Below are 16,591 nucleotides of genomic sequence, written 5' to 3'. Positions count from 1 at the left end.
CAAGGTGGTGCGGCGGTCAACAAGGCGGCCGCACCGAACTTTCAGGTCAACTCCAGGGCGACTTCAAGGCGTGTACCAGATAGGCGAAGTGTAGGCGCGCTCCGTCACCGTCATCGGTGTCCCCTCCAGTGGCTTCGTGCCAAAGCGCTTGGCGTCGTAGGCTGTCCAGCGCGGCGTCGGGATCTCGATGACGCGACCGTAGTAGAAAGCCTTCTGCTTTGGATTGAAGTCGGGATCTTTCCAGACCGCAATCAATTCCGAGGCGCCTATGGTGTTCTTCCACGTAGCGTTTTCGACATCCACCGTGCTGCCAACCGATGGGAGCTTGTCATCTGCGCCGAACTTGCGGTCGCCACCCCAAGCTACGTCATAGACCTGCTCATGAGTTTGATCCTTGTCATCAAGCCACCCCTTGACGATCTGGTAGCGATCGAGATTGGCGCCGATCGGATCTTTAAGTGCAGCCACGAGGAACGTCGGTACCTTGCCCTCCGGTGCTGCCGTCAAGTCGCCGCCCATGGGCACGCCTTTGGCATAGCCGATAGCGCCCGGATTGCGGGTCTCGGCATCTGCCTGCTCGAAGTCCCAACCGCCGAAGAAGCGCACGGCCATGCGCGGTCCCGTGGTGGCATAGGTTTCCTTGCGCTGCATGGCATCCCAGAGGGCTTCACGGGTGTTTTCCGTCGCCCACACCGCGGCATAACCCGAAGCGCTGACCTGCCAGTCCATGACCTTTATGTTCGTTTTTGGATTACTGAAGAATGTATTCAACATGCGCTCCGGGCTCGGCTCCTGCGGCGTGGTCTTGCCGAAGAAGTTCTCCTCTTCGACGGCCGCGAGGCCGGTATGCGCGTCCGTGCTGCCGACCAGCCCGAACTTGTAGGGGTTGGTGCCGAGCTCGGCTTCGAGCTTGAGACCATTCCGCAGTGCTGAGCGCGCATATTCGAACTCCAGCATATCGGGAGTTTTCGCCACGCTGCCATCAAGGTTGCCAAAGTCCCACCGTTCGAAATTGGCAAATTCGTCGTTGGGCGAAAGGGTCGGGTGGGTTTCGCCATCGCCCTTGGTCTGGGTGGCCTCATAGAGCCGCTCCCACTTGGCACGCTGCTCCACATATTCCTTGTCCACCGGCTTGTTGGTGAAGGATTCGATCAGCGGGAACATACGGCCATTGGAGAGGTTGCCGTTATGGGCGATGGCCAGCACGCTGCCGCCCGTCTTGTCCTCATAGGCCTGCATCCATTTCCACAGATCGCGCGGATTGTCGCTGCCAAGGGGCTTCAAGGTCGTGTAGGGCACGATCTGGTCGGCCTTGTCGCCGTTGTCGCGGAAGATCACGTTGCGATGCAGATTGTTGCCCGCCGTGTTGGACGTCCATTCATAGCCGATGACAGCAGTGAAACGGCCCGGATCGTTGTATTCCTCCGCCGCTTTTATCGTATCCTGCCACGCGTTCTTGTAGGGGCGGGTTTCAGGTCCATATATCATGCTCTTCGGAAGCGATCCCGAGCTGAAGGCCTGGATGATCTGGATCGCGGCGTCGCCGCCTTGTCCTGACTTGATCATATCGTACCAGGTCTTGGCCTGAGGGTCGGCAATAACGTCTGGCTTGCCGGCAAACAGGTCCGGGAACATGCCCATGTTGTCTGAATGGTCGGCCACCACCAGGAAGTCTAGCGGCCGCGACAGCTTGGCCGGCTGACCGCTCGACGCCGTGATTTCCTCGCCGCGCGCAAAGCGATAGGCGTCACGCGGTGTCAGCCGCGCGCCGAACGCGCCTGCATCGAAAGAAGCCGCAGTGTGAAGATGCGTGTCCCCGAAGAACGGCCGGGTAGGAAAATTTCGACCGGCATAGGGCGAATAGACAGGCTTCGCGGCAAAGACCTTTGCCGCCTTCTCTGGTGAAAGTGTACCAATGTCGTCATCAGCAAAGGCTTGCGCCGACAGGCCGAGAATGGTCGCACTCAGAAGAATGGACCTAAAAACTGAACTGCGCATAGTCTTGTTTCCATTCGTTGAAAGTTTTGATTTGATTCATTTGGTTGCGAAACTGGGGCGTCGAATTTTGCGCGACTGCTTCGATGACAACCGTCCCTAGTGATGTTACCTGGCAGGCCAATAGACTACCTGAACGGTCGCCTTTTTTGTTTCTGCTCTCGTTTTTGTCGGCGTTGATGCAGATCAGCTCAGCCTCGAGTTCGAGTTCTTGCGCGAAAGCGTCAACCGAATATCCGTCGGGCATCACGGCCCACATTTCGATCGCTCCCATACGAAGGTTTGGGTCTTGCTTATGTGACGATGTCCCTCATCGCGGTCGGGCAAAAACATCAGCCGAGCGTTTCATAGGCTAATCGACAAGGCGCGAGACCGCCCGTAACATCGGGTATGCTCTGTGCTCTGAACGGTCGCTTGTGACGGTCCCGGTTCGCCTAGAGCCGCCCAACCCCAACCCATGCGAGAGCGAGAAGCAGGCCGAGCACGGCGTGGATCGCAACCGCCGGCCACGACAGTTCCCCCACTTGCGCGCCTTGGAGCGTATCGCGAGTCAGTGGCGTGCCGTGACGTTCAATTGGGTGAGCTTAGGTCGGGAAAGGCAAGGCCCGCCGCCGCATCGATCATGGATGCTGGCTCACCCTGAAGCCCGCGCCCATAGCCAGCGAAGCCGATAGCAATCATGGAGACACTGTGCAGGGCAACCACGACAATCATAGGTAGACGATTGTTCAGTGCCACAAGGCGCCTCTCCTGATCGTCGATAGTCTCGTTGAGAGATTGCATGAAGAGCCCGGTTGGCACCATCGCATTGTCCGTCACGGCAACTGCCATCGCCTGCTGCCGGAGCGTCTCTTGGATGGCGTTGGACCGGGTGATGGTGTCGTTGAGCTCCTTCACGGAGGCAACTGCCTTGCTGGTGAGGTCGAGCCTAAGCTGCACAAAGTCGTGCAATAGCTTCAGGACTCGCTGTTGTGCGGCGCCGGTAGAAGGCGGGCGCGCAGTGCTGTGGTGCCGCTCTGATGATCGGTTTCACCTTTTCGATGGCCCTATCGCGCTTCGAGGCACGGCGCGACGCCGTGCTCGTCGAAGCGACGTATCGATCGCAGCAGGCCAAGGATCGCGCCCTCCAGTGTTGGCACGCCGACCACGCCCACCCTCGCTGCTCGCTCGCCCAGCCAGCAGCCCACTTCGCCCGCACCCAGAATCAGTATTATGCTGATCGCGAAGATCGCCGGCATGGGATAGTCGTTGAGATTGAGCATCATTGATAGGTGCCTGTCCTGCCGCCATCATGCTGCACGGACGATGCAACGGAAACCGAGGTGGCATGTGGAGGTGTCTACAGGCTGCGCCATGCGCGCGGCCGGCCGGTAACGCCGGCAGTAGCTGGGAGCGCACAGGAAAGACCCGCCCTTGGTCACCTTTCGCGGGATCCTGATGTCGGGCGTCAGCGGGTCGTAGCTCGCCTCACGCTCACCGCCACGCGGATTGGTCATTGTGCAGCAAGGGCTCTCGATGCGGCGGTGCTCCTGGTACCAGTCAGTTGTCCACTGCCAGACATTGCCGGCCATGTCGTAGAGCCCATAGCCGTTGGCCGGAAAGGAACCGACCGGCGCCGTCCATTCGTAGCCGTCCTCGCAATCGTTGCGGAACGGGAACTCACCCTGGTACGTGTTGGCCATATGCTGGCCGTCAGGGTTTAGTTCGTCGCCCCATGCGAACTCGGCGCCATCCAGCCCGCCGCGAGCGGCCAACTCCCATTCGGCCTCGGTCGGCAGCGCCTTTCCCGCCCAGTTCGCATAGGCTTGCGCGTCCTCGTATGCGATATGGACGACAGGATGGGTTTCAAGGCCCTTGAGGCTACTGGCTGGCCCGCGCGGATGTCGCCAATTCGCGCCGCGCACGTAGGCCCACCAATTGTAGTGATTGCTGCGATCGATGCCGCGCGGAGGCTTGACGAACAAGGCTGAAGCCGGCGCCAATGAACCAACGCTGGCTCCGGGATAGTCCGCGGCATTTGCCGGACGCTCGGCCAGCGTGACGTAACCGCTAGCCTCCACAAAGTGCCTGAATTCACCATTGGTGACGGTCGTGCGATCCATCCAGAAGCCGCCGACGACAACACGGTGCGCCGGCGCCTCTTCCGGATAGTGGTGGTCCGAACCCATCAGGAATTCGCCGCTGGGAACCTGCACCATATTTTTAACTTGCGGACTGCGCCAAGGAACGGGACGGACACGTTCCAAATCCTCTGTAGATGGCACAGCCGCGCCCGCGTCATTCATGATTTCAGTTCCATGGAATTTCCGGACTTTGATCTGGCTCAGCTAATCTCCAAGCTCATTGAACATCGACGACGGATCGGCCGAGATTGGCGGTGCGCCGAAGGTCAGTTTGATCGCTTCCACCATCAGCAGGGGCGGCGCCATTTGTTTGGCGAGATCCACGATTTTCCCTTTCAATTCCTTGACTTTATCGGGACTCTTGTCGGCCAGATTATTGCTTTCGGATTTGTCGGCGGCAAGATCGAACAGCTCGACTCGCTCCAACACGCCAGCCGACCATATGAGCTTCATGTCGCCTTCACGGATTGCGCCGCCGGTCGGGTCAACATTGTAGACCATCTCACTGCGGGGCGAGGGTTTGCCCTCGCTGATCGTATCCCAGACGTTCATGCCGTCGAGCGGCTTGTTCTTGGTCGGTTTCGCCCCGACAAGCGCGGCGAGAGTCGGATAGATGTCCGAGACGTGTATCATGCCGTCCACGTCACCCGCCTTCACCTTGCCCGGCCAGTTCACCAAGCCGCAGACGCGCGTGCCGCCTTCGTAAAGCGTACCCTTGCCATCGCGATACGGCCCGTTGTTGGCCGGGAGGTTGCCGCCAACCTCCGATTCGCCTGCGAACATAGCGGAACGGACCCCGCCATTGTCGCTCTGAAAGACGACGATGGTATTGTCGCGCATCTTCTTCTTCTCGAGCGCGGCAACCACTCGGCCGATTTCCTCGTCCATGACTGAAACCATGGCGGAATAGAGCCGCCGCTGCTCATCGGCGACATGAGCATATTTTTTGACGTGCTCTTCAGGCGCCTGGTAGGGCGAATGCGGTGCGGTGAATGCGAGATACAAGAATAGTGGCGCCTTGCCGTCGTGTTTTTCGATTACCTTGGCGGCCTCCATGCCGAACAGGGTGTTGTCGTAGCCGGGCTCCTTCAGCGGCTTGTTGTTGCGGTACCAGTCCCTCACTCCGTGGGAAGCGTGCTTGAAATGATCGATTTCGCCAACCAGGGCGCCGTAGAAGGAATCGAATCCCCGCTGACGGGGCCAGTATTCAGTCTTCGCGTGACCCAGATGCCACTTGCCCACCATCGCTGTCTTGTATCCCGCGTCCTTGAGCATCTGGGGCAGCAGATACTCGTCCGTCGCAAGCCCGTAGCTGCCACCCGACGGGATAACGCCCATCTGCAGCCCGTAGCGCAACGGATAGCGTCCCGTCATCAGCGCCGCGCGGGTGGGCGTGCACATCGGTTGGACATAGAACTGTTCCAAGCGCGCGCCTTCGGCGGCGAGCCTGTCGATGTTCGGCGTCTTGATGTCGGAACCGTGGAAGCCCACGTCCTTCCAACCCTGGTCGTCGGAGATGATGTAGACGATGTTGGGGCGTGCCGGCTGGGCGGCCGCCGGCTGAACGCCGGCGAGGCCGGCGAGCGCGCCAGAGAGGCCGATCGGTGCAGCCAGCCGTGAAACTGCGGCCGCCGTGCCGGCCATCAATGCGTCCCGTCGCGTCATGTTGTTGCCGATACCCGCCTCTGCCGGGAAGTTTCGATTACTACTCATCTTTCCCCCTTGTCCCTGTTGAAGCAGTTGATACCACTCTGCTCATAACCCGGCATGTTGGTCTTCCGCCGCCGATCATTTCCCCGCAACCCCCGGCAAAAAGGCCGAGTCGCCTTCGAGACGTTTCTCGACGTCGAACTCGTGAAAGTATTTGAACCTAGTCGAAACAGGCAGCTTGCCGACCTTGAAGGTGTAGCCGACGGTGCCGCCGACGGCCGCCACTCGGCCCTGGAATCTGTCGAGCGCCGCGGGAGCGCCGGCCCCGGTATCGTCGGTCAGCTGGTCATAGTAGTAACCCACCAGGCCCACATCAAAGGCCTCGCTGAAGTGCTGGTCGATCGCCCCTTCAAAGTGGAACTCCGTTCCGTTCTTGTAGTCGGTTGCCGGATTCTTCCCATTGAAGGTGATCCCCACCGCGCCTGAGAGCTCAAGGCCCGTAGTGGGGTTGAGCCACGTGCCTGATGCATATATGTCCGTGGCCCAGTGGTTGAAGGACATGTTGGCAAGATCGCCCTCGTGGTAGTCGCCCACCGGCACATTCACGCTCACGCCGGTCTGCCAGTGAAAATTGCCGCTGTGCCAGCCGACAAACGTTCCAAGCACCGGATCGCCAAAGGTCGTGATGCTGTCGGAAGTCGAAAACGGACTCGGGACAATTCTACCCTCAATGTCAGGTCCGCCGATCGGCACAGTCGCCGTGAATGCAAGGTTGCCGCCCATGACCTGCCAGGGAGTAACCCAAAGAGCGGTCGACAGGTTGACAAGGATCTTGGCATCGACGTCGGCCACGAGCTTTCCGCCGAGATCCAGATTGACGCTTGCGTTTCCGGAATAGACGTAAAACTAATTCTGGAAGAAGACGCCTGGCGGCGGGTGAAACCCGCCATAGGGCCGCGCGAGCCGAGCAGATAGAAGCTCGCGCCGCCTTCCGCGGCGTGAAGGCTCGGCATTATCGCCAAGCTTGCCAACACGGTCGCAGCCGCGCCGAAGAAGCCGCTGGCTCCACGACGCATCAAAGTCCCGGCAAGGGCGGCCCTTGGCACACCCTTCTGAATTTCGTCTTCTCTCTCCATAGTCCCCCACTCGCCATGCGTTGGCGATATTTTCGCGCTAGTTGATCTCGCGCAATTTGTGCAAAAGTTACACCCAACAAAACTGTGCTGCTATCCATTTTGCGCAAAGGAGGTATTTTTTGACATCCTGGCCTTCATCGCCTTCACACCGGGATGTGCAGCTTGGCCAAGACCAGCTTGCCGATGCAGCCTCGGGAATGCTGGTGAAGGTCGACAGGCTCTCGGCCGGGGGACAGCCGTCGCGCATCCGCCAAATCCAGTCCCACGGCAAGTGGGCAATCGATATGGCCGAGTTCAACTGCGCCTTGCGAGCCAGTGGCGGGCTGGATCGGGGCTCTGTGGTGGTTTTGGCTGTCGAGCGCGCCCGCGAGTCGACAATCTGCGGCCTTCCGCTCCAAGATGGCATGATCGTGACAATCCCAGCCGGGACGACGGTGACGGCAACCGTCAAGCCCGGCCTCAGCTACGCGGGCGCCGTTGTTCGACCGCGATCTGGGCGGAAATCCAGGCGGTTGCCGCAGGGGTGATCGTCGAACAGGCGGCCGATCAAGCCCGCGCCGTTCGGCTCGCTACAAGCGATGCTCGAACGTTCCGGAACCAGATCGTGTTGATGGCCGACCGCCTCGTTGCAGCCGCAAGCGATCCGGGTTACTCGGAGCATCCTCCCATCGCGTTCACTGAATATCTGGGATCGCTGGCCGAAGCTTGTGCGGTCGCCGACGATCGTGACCCCGGGATCGATCGGTCTGCACGTCGACATCTCCGCCAGGCCTGGAGGGCTCAGGATTTCATTCACGCCCACATTTGGGAAGAGATGCCGATCATTCGGTTGTGCAGGGAAGTCGGCGTCAGCCGCCGACAGTTGGAGTACGCCTTTCGTACCACCTTCGCCGTAAGTCCGCGCGAATTTATGCAGGCGCTCCGTCTCAATGAAGCCAGGCGGCAACTGGCGACTGCGCGTGCGAATGGGCTAAGTGTCACACGGGTGGCGACGGACATCGGGATCAACCATCTTGGTCGTTTCGCAGCGAGCTATCGCTCGCTCTTCGGCGAGTCCCCCAAAGAAACAATGCTTCGTCCTGGGGGATTGTGACCGGCGGCTGGTGAAGCTGGCGAATGCGAGAGCGACCCGGTAATCGCCTCCTTCGCGGGGGTCGACATACGCCTCTGGGCATGAAACCGGGCCCGGCCCCCCGGCACGGCGTTAGGAGCTTGGGCTTTGTCCAGGCGCAGAACACCTTCTTTCTCTGGGCGCGGATTACGCGGCTCAGCTTCAGCGCTGCACGGCGTGGCACAACCGCCGACACGTCACGGCGGTCAGTCCGCCACGTTGAAGCCGGCTTTCCTCAGTGAACGTATGAAAATTTCGACGTCTTGCGAACGGGCTAGGCGCATCGTAACCACTTGGCGCATGTTCTTCGCCCAAGCCGGTTGATTTTGCTCCAGCCAGGCGCGCTCGCGATCGGCCTCGATCTTGTAACCTCCTTCGCTCAGAACGGCGGCCGCAACAATATGATAGATCGGATTCGATCGAACCGGCGATTTCTTCATCCACATAACCGCTTGCGGATAATCGCCGCTGAAATAAGAGCAAAGAGCCAAATCCACCTCATAGTAGCCTAACGACCACGGATTTTTTTTGCGCGCCTCCGTTATCAACGCGCAGCCGTCACGCCAATTTCCGGAGACTGCCAGGCGCTGTCCGTATTCACCCATGAACTCGGTGTCGTTGGGGTTGATGGCCAAACCCCGTTTGCCCACTCCCAATGCCAGATTGATTTCCTTGCTGAAATAGAGCGCAAGCATTTCTCCCTGAAGCCCTCTTACATTGAGAGGGTCGACTTCCACCGCCTGCCTTGCGGCGGCCAGGGCGCGATCGAGCGCGGCGGCGGACAATGTGGGGTCGCTTGGAAATTCGAACCGATAGTCATCGATGTAGACAAGCGAAAGAAGACCCCAGGCGGTGGCGTAGTTCGGGAAGCGCCCCACGGCCTTCTCGAGGCACGTACGTACGGATGCACGGATTTCTGGGCTGAGGTTCACACGATATGCGTAGAAAGACAGCGTGCAAGAATATGCCACCCAATCGTCGGGCGGATTGTCGACATGGAGATTGGCATCCGCCTGGAAGATGACGCCATAGGCTTGAGCCAAGCTCGTCGATACATTCCGCGCGATGTCCGCCTGAGCTTCGACAAGTTCCGCGACTTTCATCCGGCCATCATAGCTGTCTGCCCACAGAACCGAACCGTTGGCTCGGTTGATCAACCTGACCCGAAGCAGAAAGGTATCGACCGACAGGTTGACGCTTCCGGCAAGGACGAATCGCGGTGGCGAGGTCAACGTATCGCCGTCCTTAGGCGCCGATTCCATGACTACAATATCCCGGAACTTCGAAAGCTGGCTGACAATTTCCTGCTTCAATCCGCTCGCAATGGCTGCCGCCGCTGCGTTGCCGGTCAGATCGTCAAAAGACTCAACAAGCACACGGGGCGTTTCTGGCACGCTTGACCTGACAGACGTCCACGACCACGCCAACACCGACGCTCCAGCCGCGAGAATGGCTGCAAGCATCGCCGGCAGCAGGAACGCAATCCATCGGGCCGGAGAGTGGGTGATTGTTTGAGAAACAACGCCCACTTGCGGCTCAGCCAACGAAGGCTGCGAACGAAGCGCGAAAACAGGAGCATACCCTCCCTTTGGAATCGTGATCAGGATTGGGTCTGTGTGTCCGGCCGTCAGATAATAGCGCTCGAGCGCGCGCCTGAGGTGGCCAGCCTCGATGCGAACGATCGGATCCGTTTGCGGGTCGAACGACTCGCCGCGACCAAACACTTCGACTGCGATCGAATAGGCCTTGATGCGGTCGCCTCGTCCCGACAATGCCTCTTCCACCACATGGCTGAGGAAGCGGCGCTCGCGGCCGGTGGCATCGAAGTCCGTACTGTCGAGGATAAGGGCAAGTTGGGCGCGACGACCCTCGATGGGGAGCTCACGCTCCCCCGGTGCGGGCGTTTCCGCCTGGATCGCCATGTCTTCACTTGATCCCTTGCAACCGCGTTCTTGTTGTTGTGCGGTTACATGCTTGCCCACGTAACTTACCTTCTGCTGCCCTCTCTTTGCAATATGATTCCGTCAGGTCGATGAACTGGCGTCATGAACACAAAAGACGGATCGTCTGACAGACACCGAGCGGTCTCGGCGGCAGTACGCCGATACCCCCAGTTTGAATTTATGATCCATCGGCTGATGGACCGAAGTGAGACCTTTCGCGACATCTGCGAGGAACTCGCGGATGCAGAGTTTGCGCTTTCGAAGGTCGACGAGGCCCCGCTGGAATTGCGCGAAGCCAGACGAGCCGAATGGCAGGAACTGGTGGATCGCTTGGTTGGAGAGGTAGGAGCAGCAGTGCTGAACACCGAGGCCGCCCGCAAATCCGGTATCAACCCATGGCCGCCACGGTGAACAGCCATGAGTGCCGGGCCGACAGCGCGGGAAACATGCCAACACTCCCGTTTCCCAGAGCAATAAATCAAGCATAGGGTGGTGGAACACAGGAGGGGACCCTGACATGAAAGCCTTGGGTTGTGTCGTTATTTCCCTCCTTTGGCTTACCCAGCCGCGGATGCGGTCGCACCAGTGACGCCGGACCTGAAGCCGGTGGTCACCGAACAAGGGTGGACGTTCTCCGTCGCGCCGTATTTCTGGGCGGCTGGAATGTCGGGGGAAGTGGCGCAGTTCGGTCTGCCCCCGATCGACGTTGATGCGAATTTCAGCGACATCCTGAAGAATCTCGACTTCGCCGCGATGGCTACAGCATTTTCGGCGACCTCCAGTATGTGAAAATATCTGGAGAAAGCGGCACGCCGAGCGGCGTCGTCGCAACCAGTGTCGATCTCACCTCCGAAACATTTTCAGGGCTGGTCGGAGCTGGCTATTCAATCCTCCAGAGTGATGCCGGACGTCTCGATTTCGTCGGTGCAATGAGGGTCTGGTCCGTAAACACGGACCTCGACTTCCACGGTGGCATCCTCGACGGTGCCTCCGGCAGCGACGGAGCGACCTGGGTGGATGGCCTGGTTGGCGTTCGCGCGAATTACTCGCTTACGCCCGATGTCTATCTGACGGGCTGGGGCATGGTTGGCGCAGGCGGTGCCAATGTCGACTGGGATGTCGCAGCCGCGCTGGGCTACCGCTTCAACGAACGGTTTTCGGCGGTCGCCGGCTACCGCGCGCTCGGCGTCAACTACCGCAATGACGGCTTCGTCTTCGATGTCGTCCAGCAAGGACCGATCATGGGACTGGTCCTTCCGGAATGCTAGGCAGGAACATTTAGCGGAGGATTGACCCCCTCGCTGGCGCCGGCGAAAACGTCGGAGTGGCGATGCCTGCCTGGAGGATAGCGCAGCATGACCAGCAACAACATCCGGTACGTCATGTTGATGGTCGTTGAGACTGCTGCGGCGATGTTCTTGTATTTGACGATTTTCCCTATCTTCCGGCAAGTGATCACCCAATTGGGAGAACCACAGGACATCAGTCCTTATCACCAGGCCGCGGTGGCTTGCGGTGCGCTCGTTCTGCAGGCCTGTTACTGGGTCAGGTTTCGTTGGGTTGCGGTCCCCGCACCATTCCGCAATGCCTTGGTGAGGCACCTGTTCCTGTTTGCCAGCCGGGTCAGCTTTTTCTTTGGCGGCGCTTTGTTTTCGGTCTTCTTTTTCCGCCATGTACCGGAACTCGATCAATTCCCTTCCTTCATACAGGGAGCAGTCAAGCTGTTGGAAGTCCTGCTGGTTCTGTTCAGTCTGTTTTGCTATTCGCTCGAAATAGAACGGTTGGGCGGGGCAAGAGAAGACCATTCCTCTGGCCGCGCCAGATAATTCAGGCTGACCAAATCCAGTCCGTTACAAGGGTTCCGATGGTCGGCGGCCTTGCCTGCCTGTCCAACGTGCGAAGCGGCTTCCGGCAATTGGCACGTCTGGAACAAATTTGGATCGACGACGTTTCCTTTAGTTAATGACGACGTTTCGCATACGGCAAATTGCCACCAGCGAGGACTCGATCATGAGGTTCCTGTCAGGCATAGCGACCTCCCTGGTCGCAACCTTTGCACTTACGAGCACTGTTCCGGTTGATGCCGCGCCGATTTTCGTGCCCAGGGCACAAGGCGCGCAGTCCGATGTCATCCAGGTTCGGGATGGCTGGTACAGGGGCTATCGCGGCCACCGCAACTACCACCGGCACAACGACTTCTGGGTCCCCGGCGGTGCATTTGTCGCCGGGGCGCTGCTCGGCAGCGTGATCGCCAACAACAACGGCTACTACGGCGGGTATTACGGAAGCGGCTTCTACGACGATCCGTATTACGGCGGACCCTACTACGGCGATCCCTATTACCGCGACCGGTACTATGTCGATCCGTATTACCGCGACCGGTATTATGGCGACCGCTATTACGGCAATAGGTATAGGTATCACTCAAACAGGTCCTATCGCCCATGCTCGCCCAGGGAAGCGGATTCCGGCAATTGTTACTAGCGATCGTCGTCGCGGGCAGCGGCGCCTTTGGACCGATTTTGGTCGACACAGCTCGATATTGAGCCGCCGATGGCGTCCAGCCTTGCATGGCCATCCGCGACGAGATTCCACCCGCCGTCGAACGGCCTTGCAGTCAGAAAGTTACCCTGCCCTCCACGTAACTTACGTTCCGCCGCCGGTTCGGTCCGCTAGTCTCGGGGACAACAAGAACCAACAACGGGACGGAACGCCGTCGGCTGGCACACAAAAGCGGTCTTGGCGGCGGTGCGCCAGTTCTGCAGTTTGTCGTCTTTGACGACGTTTGGTTTTACAGGCTGGTGCTTGCCGCGGCAGATCGGGAGTTTTTCTCGTTGCCGCCGCGGTTGATTTCAATCCCGACGCAAGGGGGAGAAAATGGACAGTCGATTTCGGCAGCATATGCTGAAAGTGTCGCTAGCAGCATTGACGATGCTCGCGCTCCATACACCGGTCTTTGCGGCGGATCTCCTCATTGCAATGCCGAACTGGCCGTCGGGCCAAGCGGCGGCCAACATCATCAAGTACGGCATAAAGGAAAAACTCAATCTGGACGCCGACGTGCGCGAGATGGGCTCCATGACCGCATTCGCCGGAATGGATACCGGTGAGGTCGACGTCTATCCGGAAGTCTGGCTTCCCAATCTCGATTCACTGGTCAAGAAATACGTCGACGGGCGCAAGTCCGTGGACCTCAGCCCCAAGGGTGTGTCGGCCACGCAGGGCATCTGCGTCACGCGCGAGACGGCTGACAAATACGGCATCAGGGACATCTCAGATCTGGCCGATCCGAAAAAGGCGACCGTGTTCGATACCGACGGCGATGGCATGGGCGAAATGTGGATCGGTGCACTAGGCTGGTCGTCGACGAGCATCGAGAAGATCCGGGCAAAGAGCTACGGCTACGAAAAAACGATGACGCTCCTTCAAATGCCGGAAGACATGGCAATGGCCGCTGTCGATGCGGCCGCGGCAACCGGGCAACCGATCGCATTCTACTGCTACAGTCCGCATCACATTTTCGAGCTCCATGATATCGTTCAGTTGACCGAGCCGAAATACGATCCCGCCAAGTGGCACATCGTGATGCCGAGCGACGACCCTGACTGGCTGTCGAAATCGGAGGCACCGGTGGCGTGGGACGCATCGCATTTCTACATCGGGTTCGCGTCATCGACGGCGAAGCGCCTGCCGAAAGTGGCGGCCTTCCTCTCCCATGTCGACTTCACACCAGAGGAGGTCACCGAGATGAGCTACGCATTGCAGGTTGATCGGCAGGATCCCGCCAAGTACGCGCAGGCCTGGGTTGCAAACCATCAAGACCGGCTGAACGCCTGGTCGAAATAGGGATAGGGACGAACATGACCCTTTCGCTCGCAAACCGGTCCATCACTCCGAAAAGCAATAATCGCAGAATGGCTGGTCGCCGCCTGGTTCTTGGCGCAGCGCTCATCCTGACCGCGATCGGCGTGACACTGGCGTATGCCGCTCAAACGCAGGTATTCGATCCGCAGACCCACAAGTGGGTCGATTACGACAAGAAGAAAGCGCGAAAATACTACGCCGCCCACAAGGAGGTGCCCGAGGCATTTCGTCCGCAGATGGTCAAGTTCCGCACCGCGGAGGTCCCCGGCACGATCATCATCGATGGCAACAAGCATTTTCTCTACCTTGTGCAGTCAGGTCAGCAGGCCATGCGCTACGGCATCGGCGTCGGTCGGGAAGGGTTTGGATGGGCCGGTATCGTGCGCGTCGGCCGCATGGCGGAATGGCCGACCTGGACACCGCCTGCCGAAATGGTCGCCCGTGATCCGAACGCGGTCAAATATGCGGCGGGCATGCCGGGAGGCCCCGACAATCCGCTCGGCGCCAGGGCGCTCTACCTCTACGAGGGCGATCAGGACACGATCTACCGGATACACGGCACACCGGAGCCCTGGACGATCGGACTCGACGTGTCATCAGGGTGTATCCGGATGCGGAACGACGACATCACCGACTTCGCTGCCCGCGTCAAGGTCGGCGCCAAGGTCATCGTGCTCATGCAGGGGGCGGCCCTCTACAAGGGCGTGTGAGGCGGTATTCGGAGAGGGACAAGCAATGTCGGCAAAACGTGCAGTGAGAAGATCGGTCCTGGTTGTAGCTCTTGGATTCATGGCACAGAGCTTGAGCGCTTGCGTCAGCACGCCGCCGCCTGCTCCGGAGCAGATGTCGAGGACGCAGGTTGAGACGGCTCCGGCGGATCTGCAGCTTCTTTGCGCCAGCGCGGTCGCCAAGGCGAGCGGCGTCGACAGCGCCAAGATCCTTCCGGTCTCCTCGAGCAAGATCGATTCCAAGACCTATCAGGTCGAGCTCGATGCCGGCGGCAAGAAGACAAGTTGCCTCGTGGATACGGACGGCGCTGTCAAATCGGTTGAGCCCATCTGATAGGCTCGGGTCGGATTCTCGTGTGATCGCTCCAGCGACGGGAATTGGCGACAATATACGACTAGGCAACGAGGCATAGATAGTGAGAGGCATAGATAATGAACCTGAACGAGCCTAACTCCGATCACGCGCATCCGCGTTCGACCATGCTCGATGCTGCACTTCAAATCGGACTGTTGGCCTTGCTGGTTTACGCCTGCAGCCGGATCATATTGCCGTTTGCCGGCATCCTGTTGTGGTCGGTGATCCTGGCGGTAATGCTGAATCCACTGCATCTCCGCCTGACCGTCCGGCTGGGCAATCGATGGTCGGCGCTGTTGATCGGACTGGTCAGCGTTGTGGTGATGCTGGTGCCGTTGGTCACGGTGGTGACGTCGCTTGGGTCTTCCATATTCTCGCTCGTCTCGGGCTTGCAGAACCACAGCCTGACGGTGCCGCCGCCGCCGCCATGGCTCGCCGATCTCCCGCTGGTCGGCCAGAAACTGACGGAGACCTGGGCGCTCGTCGCCGCCAACATGCCGGCCGCACTTGCCAAATACGGCCACATGTTGAGCGGGCCTGCGGCATCGCTGATGTCGTTCGCCGGCGGACTGGCTGCCGGTGAGCTATCGTTTATTCTTTCGTTCGCGATCGCCGCGGTGCTCATAGCCTACGGCAAGGGTGCCGCCGAATTCGCCAGGCGCCTGTTGGAACGTGTCACCGGCAGCACGGCGCGCGGGGCCCACCTGGTTACGCTGACCGCCGCCACGATCCGCGGCGTGGCACTCGGCGTGGTCGGCGTGGCGGTGATCCAGGCGCTGCTCGTCGGCATCGGCTTCTTCGCCATTGGCATTCCGGGAGCCGGACTTTTGACGTTCGCAACGCTTCTGCTGGCCATTGTGCAGGTGCCGGCGGTGCTGCTGATCCTGCCTGTCATGGTTTATGTCTTCTCGACGGAAGCAACCACGCCTGCGATCATCTTTGCGGTCTGGAGCCTTTTCGCCGGGCTCAGCGACAATATCCTCAAGCCATTGATGCTCGGCCGCGGACTGGAAGCGCCGATGCCGGTAATTCTGATTGGTGTCATCGGCGGCATGCTCGTCGACGGCCTGCTCGGCCTGTTTGTGGGCCCGGTGCTGTTGGCCGTTGGCTATGTGCTGCTCAATGAATGGCTGAGCCAGCCCCCGGTCGAAGGCGAGCCACAGATTGAGGGTCCGGCGCCGTGATTACGGTTCTTGTGGTCGGCTTGCTGGCGATGTCGGTATGCCTTGCACTGCAGGCTCTGGCATCGATGTTCGCCGCACGCTACTTCGCCAGGGCCACCAAACAACCGCTGGGTCCCAATCCGTGGCGGTCGATCTTCCTGCAATTCTCGATACTGATGATCGTGCTTATGATCGGCAACGTCGTCCAGGTCGTGTTCTGGGCGCTGCTCTACAGGTCTCTGGGTGCCTTCGAGGACTTTGAAACGGCGGTATATTTTTCGGGCGTCACCTTCACCTCGCTTGGCTATGGCGACGTGGTTCTCACCGGCCGCATGCGACTACTTGCGCCGCTTCAGGCCGCCAATGGGCTGATGATGTTCGGGGTTACCACGGCCCTGTTCATCGCCGCGGTCCAGCATGCCACGACCGAAAGGTCCGCGACGCATTCGGCCGGCGCGCAGGATGCAGGTTGAAGCTCTTCATGCCGAGGGCGCGCTTCCGCGGCATTGCGAGATCGAGCAAG

General features: G+C 59.8%; 18 protein-coding genes and 1 pseudogene. 11 read left to right on the top strand and 8 right to left on the bottom strand.

Annotated elements, in window-relative coordinates; all coding sequences use genetic code 11:
- Positions 1-63 precede the first annotated feature (63 nt).
- The 7 genes from AC1RUK_RS21100 to AC1RUK_RS21070 form a co-directional block, all read right to left on the bottom strand.
- Positions 64-1,998, bottom strand: a complete 1,935-nt coding sequence (locus tag AC1RUK_RS21100; RefSeq protein ID WP_481839106.1) for a DUF3604 domain-containing protein — start codon at positions 1,996-1,998, stop codon at positions 64-66.
- Positions 1,979-2,254, bottom strand: a complete 276-nt coding sequence (locus AC1RUK_RS21095; protein WP_481840099.1) for a hypothetical protein — start codon at positions 2,252-2,254, stop codon at positions 1,979-1,981. Before AC1RUK_RS21095 ends, AC1RUK_RS21100 begins: the two co-directional genes overlap by 20 nt.
- 311 nt (positions 2,255-2,565) lie before the next feature.
- Positions 2,566-2,892, bottom strand: a complete 327-nt coding sequence (locus AC1RUK_RS21090) for a hypothetical protein (RefSeq protein ID WP_481839107.1) — start codon at positions 2,890-2,892, stop codon at positions 2,566-2,568.
- Positions 2,893-3,041: 149 nt separating this feature from the next.
- Positions 3,042-3,260 carry a hypothetical protein gene (locus AC1RUK_RS21085; RefSeq protein ID WP_481839108.1) on the bottom strand — a complete coding sequence of 73 codons (219 nt, stop codon included), beginning with the start codon at positions 3,258-3,260 and terminating at the stop codon, positions 3,042-3,044.
- Between the two features lie 24 nt (positions 3,261-3,284).
- Complete coding sequence (locus AC1RUK_RS21080) at positions 3,285-4,193, bottom strand: formylglycine-generating enzyme family protein (RefSeq protein ID WP_481839109.1); 909 nt, start codon at positions 4,191-4,193, stop codon at positions 3,285-3,287.
- A gap of 129 nt (positions 4,194-4,322) precedes the next feature.
- Positions 4,323-5,831, bottom strand: a complete 1,509-nt coding sequence (locus AC1RUK_RS21075; RefSeq protein WP_481840098.1) for an arylsulfatase B — start codon at positions 5,829-5,831, stop codon at positions 4,323-4,325.
- A gap of 75 nt (positions 5,832-5,906) precedes the next feature.
- A complete protein-coding gene (locus AC1RUK_RS21070) occupies positions 5,907-6,620 on the bottom strand; it encodes a SphA family protein (protein ID WP_481839111.1) in 714 nt (237 codons plus the stop codon).
- 481 nt (positions 6,621-7,101) lie between these two features.
- Here AC1RUK_RS21070 and AC1RUK_RS21065 point away from each other — a divergent pair, with 481 nt between their 5' ends.
- Positions 7,102-7,431, top strand: coding sequence for a hypothetical protein (locus tag AC1RUK_RS21065; RefSeq protein WP_481839112.1), 330 nt, complete (start codon positions 7,102-7,104; stop codon positions 7,429-7,431).
- Complete coding sequence (locus tag AC1RUK_RS21060) at positions 7,428-7,997, top strand: helix-turn-helix domain-containing protein (protein WP_481839113.1); 570 nt, start codon at positions 7,428-7,430, stop codon at positions 7,995-7,997. The genes AC1RUK_RS21065 and AC1RUK_RS21060 overlap by 4 nt, the downstream gene beginning before the upstream one ends.
- A gap of 224 nt (positions 7,998-8,221) precedes the next feature.
- On the opposite strand, the gene AC1RUK_RS21055 is transcribed toward AC1RUK_RS21060, so the two are convergent.
- The gene (locus tag AC1RUK_RS21055) at positions 8,222-9,997 is read right to left on the bottom strand and encodes a hypothetical protein (protein WP_481839114.1); all 1,776 of its coding nucleotides are present in this window, start codon (positions 9,995-9,997) and stop codon (positions 8,222-8,224) included.
- 63 nt (positions 9,998-10,060) lie between these two features.
- Here AC1RUK_RS21055 and AC1RUK_RS21050 point away from each other — a divergent pair, with 63 nt between their 5' ends.
- The 9 genes and pseudogenes from AC1RUK_RS21050 to AC1RUK_RS21010 all read left to right on the top strand — a co-directional run bounded on the left by AC1RUK_RS21050 (position 10,061) and on the right by AC1RUK_RS21010 (position 16,541).
- Entirely contained in the window at positions 10,061-10,369 is a 309-nt protein-coding gene (locus tag AC1RUK_RS21050) for a hypothetical protein (protein ID WP_481839115.1), read from the top strand.
- Between the two features lie 120 nt (positions 10,370-10,489).
- Positions 10,490-11,226: pseudogene (locus AC1RUK_RS21045) on the top strand (hypothetical protein).
- An 87-nt stretch (positions 11,227-11,313) separates the two neighbouring features.
- Complete coding sequence (locus tag AC1RUK_RS21040; RefSeq protein WP_481839116.1) at positions 11,314-11,784, top strand: hypothetical protein; 471 nt, start codon at positions 11,314-11,316, stop codon at positions 11,782-11,784.
- Positions 11,785-11,968: 184 nt separating this feature from the next.
- Positions 11,969-12,442: a BA14K family protein gene (locus AC1RUK_RS21035; RefSeq protein ID WP_481839117.1), complete on the top strand. Its 474-nt coding sequence runs from the start codon at positions 11,969-11,971 to the stop codon at positions 12,440-12,442.
- Positions 12,443-12,859: 417 nt separating this feature from the next.
- Positions 12,860-13,804, top strand: coding sequence for an ABC transporter substrate-binding protein (locus AC1RUK_RS21030; protein ID WP_481839118.1), 945 nt, complete (start codon positions 12,860-12,862; stop codon positions 13,802-13,804).
- A 68-nt stretch (positions 13,805-13,872) separates the two neighbouring features.
- Positions 13,873-14,532, top strand: a complete 660-nt coding sequence (locus AC1RUK_RS21025) for a L,D-transpeptidase (RefSeq protein WP_481839119.1) — start codon at positions 13,873-13,875, stop codon at positions 14,530-14,532.
- Positions 14,533-14,665: 133 nt separating this feature from the next.
- Entirely contained in the window at positions 14,666-14,884 is a 219-nt protein-coding gene (locus tag AC1RUK_RS21020; RefSeq protein WP_481839120.1) for a hypothetical protein, read from the top strand.
- A 98-nt stretch (positions 14,885-14,982) separates the two neighbouring features.
- Positions 14,983-16,089 carry an AI-2E family transporter gene (locus AC1RUK_RS21015; protein ID WP_481839121.1) on the top strand — a complete coding sequence of 369 codons (1,107 nt, stop codon included), beginning with the start codon at positions 14,983-14,985 and terminating at the stop codon, positions 16,087-16,089.
- Positions 16,086-16,541, top strand: a complete 456-nt coding sequence (locus AC1RUK_RS21010; protein WP_481839122.1) for a potassium channel family protein — start codon at positions 16,086-16,088, stop codon at positions 16,539-16,541. Before AC1RUK_RS21015 ends, AC1RUK_RS21010 begins: the two co-directional genes overlap by 4 nt.
- The last annotated feature ends 50 nt before the right edge of the window (positions 16,542-16,591 follow it).

It is taken from the genome of Mesorhizobium monacense (assembly GCF_056781675.1).
The sequence above is the reverse complement of the archived record's forward strand: the minus strand, read 5'-3'. Positions and strand labels throughout refer to the sequence as shown.

Coding starts and splice junctions, on each gene's coding strand:
- AC1RUK_RS21050 (WP_481839115.1), top strand. CDS start 10,061: ATGAACACAAAAGACGGATCGTCTGACAGACACCGAGCGGTCTCGGCG.
- AC1RUK_RS21095 (WP_481840099.1), bottom strand. CDS start 2,254: ATGTGGGCCGTGATGCCCGACGGATATTCGGTTGACGCTTTCGCGCAA.
- AC1RUK_RS21100 (WP_481839106.1), bottom strand. CDS start 1,998: ATGCGCAGTTCAGTTTTTAGGTCCATTCTTCTGAGTGCGACCATTCTC.
- AC1RUK_RS21085 (WP_481839108.1), bottom strand. CDS start 3,260: ATGATGCTCAATCTCAACGACTATCCCATGCCGGCGATCTTCGCGATC.
- AC1RUK_RS21025 (WP_481839119.1), top strand. CDS start 13,873: ATGGCTGGTCGCCGCCTGGTTCTTGGCGCAGCGCTCATCCTGACCGCG.
- AC1RUK_RS21075 (WP_481840098.1), bottom strand. CDS start 5,831: ATGAGTAGTAATCGAAACTTCCCGGCAGAGGCGGGTATCGGCAACAAC.
- AC1RUK_RS21030 (WP_481839118.1), top strand. CDS start 12,860: ATGCTGAAAGTGTCGCTAGCAGCATTGACGATGCTCGCGCTCCATACA.
- AC1RUK_RS21080 (WP_481839109.1), bottom strand. CDS start 4,193: ATGGTGCAGGTTCCCAGCGGCGAATTCCTGATGGGTTCGGACCACCAC.
- AC1RUK_RS21020 (WP_481839120.1), top strand. CDS start 14,666: ATGTCGAGGACGCAGGTTGAGACGGCTCCGGCGGATCTGCAGCTTCTT.
- AC1RUK_RS21015 (WP_481839121.1), top strand. CDS start 14,983: ATGAACCTGAACGAGCCTAACTCCGATCACGCGCATCCGCGTTCGACC.
- AC1RUK_RS21065 (WP_481839112.1), top strand. CDS start 7,102: ATGCTGGTGAAGGTCGACAGGCTCTCGGCCGGGGGACAGCCGTCGCGC.
- AC1RUK_RS21040 (WP_481839116.1), top strand. CDS start 11,314: ATGACCAGCAACAACATCCGGTACGTCATGTTGATGGTCGTTGAGACT.
- AC1RUK_RS21035 (WP_481839117.1), top strand. CDS start 11,969: ATGAGGTTCCTGTCAGGCATAGCGACCTCCCTGGTCGCAACCTTTGCA.